This is a genomic window from uncultured Zoogloea sp. (assembly GCF_937894855.1).
Lineage (GTDB): Bacteria > Pseudomonadota > Gammaproteobacteria > Burkholderiales > Rhodocyclaceae > Zoogloea > Zoogloea oryzae.
Genome location: NZ_CALAYQ010000150.1, coordinates 1 through 4,684 on the forward strand (window position 1 = coordinate 1; position 4,684 = coordinate 4,684).

Here is a 4,684-nt window from a genome sequence, read left to right on the forward strand (position 1 = left end):
AAATCCAGATCGATGAAGCACAGCACGCAGCGGTCGGAAGCCCGCCGCGACGCCGCCACGGCCTCATCCAGCGCCTCGTCGAAGGCCCGCCGGTTGGGCAGCCCGGTGAGATGGTCGTGCATGGCCTGATAGGCGAAGCGGTCCCGGGCTTCATCGACCCCGGCCTGCACCGCGCGACGTGTCCCCTCCAGCGTGCCGATCAGCGCATTGATGCCTTCTTGCAGCTGCTGCATCTCGCGGCCGGCCGCATCCACCGGCAGGCGCACATCCCACTGCCCGGCGCGCACGCGCTTCACCGCCTCGGCCACCCGCAGCATCGGGTCAGCCCAGGCGTGGCCCAGGCGCAGCGCCACGTAGATGCTGCCCGCCAGCGCTGCCAGCGACAGCAGGGCATGGCGCAGGAACAGCTGATCGCCCGCCGACACAGGCGCCGGCGCATCGAATTCCAGCAGCACCCAGCCTGACGCCTGAGATTCAACGAGGGTGAACAAGGCATCGCCAATGCCATCGTCGCGGGCAGCCGGCATGGACATCACGGGCGCGGCAAAGGCCATCCGCCCGCCCCGTTCGTCGATGAAACTCGCGGTGCGCACCGCGCGAACCCGCTCCCGCGTGGCAACCGCCGCCCGGCCCCGCTCCACCAGCGGACGGCCGCTGTGGTCGTAGATCGCCAGGGCGGTCACGTTGTCGGCGTCACCAAGGGCATCGACAATCTCTTCAAGTTGCTGGGGACGGCGGAAGTACACGCCGGCTTCCACTGCGGTGGCAAGCAGACGCACGGCGGCCACTCCCCGGGCCAGCCTCGCGGGCTCATGGGACGCCTTCGGTTCCACCTCATGCACCATGAAAAACGCCGCGAGCAGAAAAGGCAACGGCGTCAGGGCCAGGAGCAGCAGATGCTGGGGCAGCGAGAGGCTCCGCAGCCAGCCGGTGCAAACGGACCGGGACATGTCCCGCCATTTGACCTCATGTGCGAACTTGAGCAGGTCCATCGCCATGACTGCCTCCCGTCACGCTTTCGACTAGGCCCGGCAAGCGGCAGGCCCGTCGGTCGGCCGGGGCGACCCCGGCCGGAACAGTGCTGCGAGCGGCGAACCGTCGCGTCGCCGCTCGCCCCCAGCCGGCGACGCGACGGCCACCAACCCAAGCTACGCGGCTTTCTTCACGGTACCCGGGCGGGCCTTCTCGACCACCCCGAGGCTGGCCTCGGTGATCTCGCGGGAGGTACCGATCAGCTTCTCGTAGGTGCTACTGGCGGCGTTAAGTGCCGAATGCAGCGCGTCAGAGAAAGCCGTCTGACCACCGGACGCCGACGACAGGCACTGCTTTTCCACCTCGGCGGCGAGCCGGCGGGTGACTTCCTCGGCGTTGGCCGAACCCAGCGAGAACACTTCCGCCTGGGTCGCAACAAAGACCTCGCTCACATCGCGGAGATACTCGCTCACCCGTTCAAACTGACGGAGCTGCGTACGAAGCTGTTCCTGATAGTCGCTGCCGGTGTCGCCGACGGCATAGCTTTCGATGAGGGCCCGGGCAAAATCAGTGTTGAGCGAATAGATGCGCTCGGTTGCCTTGAGGGTGACGCCATAGATCGACTTGCAGGCATCCCCGTTGATGGCGACGACTTCGGCAAATCCTTGCAGGGTGTGGGTAAAGTCCATGGTGCTGATCTCTTTTGAAAAAATACATCGACCGCCCTGCGCGCGCTGCTGCAGGGATGATTCTGGCTAGAGCAAACCCAGTGACAGGGCACTGGTTCGGATGAAGTTCACTGCCTCGCTGGTGACGAAAGGCCCGAAGGCGCACAGGGTCACCAGCTTTTGGCTGGCGCTGCGCGGTTTCCTGCGTCGCCTGGGCAACAGAAAGTAGTAGCGGCCAGATGCACGCCCCCCCGCGCTGGGGGCCAGTTGATCCTCCGACAGGGATGTGACGGCACCCCACGTCGGAACACACACCAACGGATCGCCATGATTGGTCAAGATTGTCTCCTCCACGTCTCGCGTCTTTCTTGACCCGGGAAATCCCGAGCCATGTCATCTCCCGCAGCCGGCCTTCTTCGAGGCTTCCGGTCATGCGGGGTGACGGATTTGTGGAGTGGATGATTTCATCAGTGGAACGCCATGTCTGTCAGCAGCCAGCCAAATGTGTGTCGGAATTGAACAGTTTGTCCGTAGGAATTTTCTGACACAACTGGCGCGCGAGCCCTTCCGGAAGGTGCGCCGTAGCGTCATCTCCCCCGTTTCAGGCCGGGCTGGCGCAGCCCGCAAAAAACAGCGATCCTTGCGCCCCGCTCCACCGCAGCCAACCCCGCCTCCATGACCTGCAAGCTCGTCGTCTTCGACCTCGACGGCACCCTCGCCGACTCCTTCGACACCTTCCGCATCTGTCTCGACGAAGCGGCAGCGGAGCACGGCTTTCGCAGCCTCGCCGGTGAAGACACGCAGCGCATCCGCCGCATGTCGAGCTGGCAGCTGATGGACCACCTGGGCGTGCCGATCTGGAAGGTGCCCACCCTCGCGGTGGACATGCGCCGGCGGATGTTTGCGCGCATCGACGCCATCCGCCCCTTCCCCGGCGCCGACGCCACCCTGCGTCGCCTGCACGACGAAGGCTTTGCCCTGTCGCTCCTCACCTCCAACACCCGAGACGCCGCCCGCGCCGTGCTGGGCGCCGACACCCTGGCGCTGTTCCAGCACCTGCACTGCCGCACCAGCCTGTTCGGCAAGCGCTTCAAGCTCCGCGAGCTGCTGTGGACCACCCGCCTCGCCCCCGAAGCCGTCACGTGCATCGGCGACGAGATCCGCGACGCCGACGCCGCCCGGGCGGTGGGCATGGGCTTTCTCGGCGTAGCCTGGGGCTACACCCACCCCGAAGCCCTGCAAGCCCACTGTGACGCGCCGCTCCTCAAAACGCTGGAAGCGCTGCCCGAACGCCTCTCCTGCTCCTCAACAACGGCCGACTGACGCCGCCCCCACATCACCCCCAACCCTGTAGGTCGAACTTCAGTCCGAAACCACGGCTTGAGCCCGCCAACCGTTGTCGGACTAAAGTCCGACCTACAGGTACAGGCCAGACCGAGGGCTACGGCCCGCAAAGCACCCATTCCTTCGGGAAGCCTGACTGAAGCGGCCCCCGCACGGGACACAAAGCGGCTTTCGCACCCACTTCAAGATCCCCCCATCCTGTAGGTCGGACTTCAGTCCGACACCACGGCTTGAGCCGACCAACCGTTGTCGGACTAAAGTCCGACCTACAGGTGCAGGACAGGCCGAGGGCTACCGACCGCATCGTCAGCCGGTCAACTTCACCCAAATCAAGGCCCGGTGCGACATTCCGCCGCACACTGCACGCCATCCGGACTTCCTCGTGCCTGTTGCCGTGCCCCTTTCATTCCGCCCGCTCCGCCTTGCTCTGGCCCTCCTCGCCGCAGGAACGGCTGCTGGCGTCCAGGCGGCCAGCTGGGACGTCAAGCCGGGAGAGTCGATCCAGGCCGCCATCAACCATGCCGCCGCTGGCGACACCGTGCGCGTGGCCCGCGGGCATTACCCCGAGAACCTGCGCATCGACAAGCCGCTCAAGCTCGTCGGCATCGACCGCCCCACCATCGACGGTCGCGGCAAGGGCGACACCATCCGCGTCATCGCTACCGACGTCACCATCGAAGGGCTGATCGTTGCGGATTCGGGCGCCGATCTGGGCGAGCAGAACGCCGGCATCTACCTCCAGCCCGGCGCCCACCGGGCCCGCGTTGCCCACTGCGATTTCAGCTACACCCTGTTCGGGCTGTGGATCGAGAAGGTCGAGGATGTGGTGATCGAGCACAACCTCATCACTGGCAAGCGCGATCTGGATTCGTCCCAGCGGGGCAACGGCATCCAGCTCTACAACACCACCGGCGCGAAGATCATCGGCAACGACATCAGCTTCGTGCGCGACGCCATCTACGTGGATGTCTCCCACAAGGCGCTGTTCCGCGGCAACAGGATGCACCACAGCCGCTACGGCACCCACTACATGAACTCCTACCACAACGTGTGGGAGGACAACGACACCTACTACAACCGCGGCGGCCTCGCGCTGATGGAAGTGCGCGACCAGATCGTGCGCAACAACCGCGCCTGGGGCAATTCAGACCACGGCATCATGCTGCGGACCATCCAGGACGCCGTGGTCGAGAACAACATCGTCGCCGGCAACGCGCGCGGCTTCTTCATCTACGACGCCGAATACAACACCCTGCGTAACAACCTGGTGGTGGATAACCAGGTTGGCGTGCACCTGTGGGCCGGCTCCAAGCACAACGTGGTCGAGCAGAACGACTTCATCTCCAACCGCGAGCAGGTGAAATACGTCGCCTCGAAGGACGAGACCTGGGGTGCCAAGGAAGGCAACCACTGGAGCAACTACGTGGGCTGGGATCGCAACGGCGACGGCATCGGCGACGTGCCCTACGAGGCCAACGACATGGTCGATCGCCTGTCGTGGAAGCACCCGATGGTCAAGCTGCTGCTCGCCAGCCCGGCGATCCAGACCCTCCGCCTCATCAGCCAGCAGTTTCCGCTGCTGCGCGCCCCCAGCATCGTGGATCCCAAGCCGCGCATGCGCCCCGAACATTCCGACTGGAGAAACTGGCTTGGCAAGCACTATCGTTGAAGCCCGCGGGGTGACCAAGGATTTCGGCACC

At 65.2% G+C, this 4,684-nt stretch carries 4 protein-coding genes; 2 read left to right on the forward strand and 2 right to left on the reverse strand.

Going from position 1 to position 4,684, the window contains the following annotated elements:
- Both Q0672_RS16855 and Q0672_RS16860 read right to left on the reverse strand, forming a co-directional pair.
- The coding region (locus Q0672_RS16855) for a diguanylate cyclase (protein ID WP_298624118.1) at nucleotides 1-998 on the reverse strand (998 nt) is incomplete at its 3' end.
- Nucleotides 999-1,148: 150 nt separating this feature from the next.
- Entirely contained in the window at nucleotides 1,149-1,661 is a 513-nt protein-coding gene (locus tag Q0672_RS16860; protein ID WP_298624121.1) for a hypothetical protein, read from the reverse strand.
- Between the two features lie 654 nt (nucleotides 1,662-2,315).
- Between Q0672_RS16860 and Q0672_RS16865 the strand changes: the two genes are divergently transcribed.
- Complete coding sequence (locus Q0672_RS16865; RefSeq protein WP_298624123.1) at nucleotides 2,316-2,963, forward strand: HAD hydrolase-like protein; 648 nt, start codon at nucleotides 2,316-2,318, stop codon at nucleotides 2,961-2,963.
- A gap of 448 nt (nucleotides 2,964-3,411) precedes the next feature.
- Nucleotides 3,412-4,653: a nitrous oxide reductase family maturation protein NosD gene (locus Q0672_RS16870; protein ID WP_298624125.1), complete on the forward strand. Its 1,242-nt coding sequence runs from the start codon at nucleotides 3,412-3,414 to the stop codon at nucleotides 4,651-4,653.
- Nucleotides 4,654-4,684: the final 31 nt, after the last annotated feature.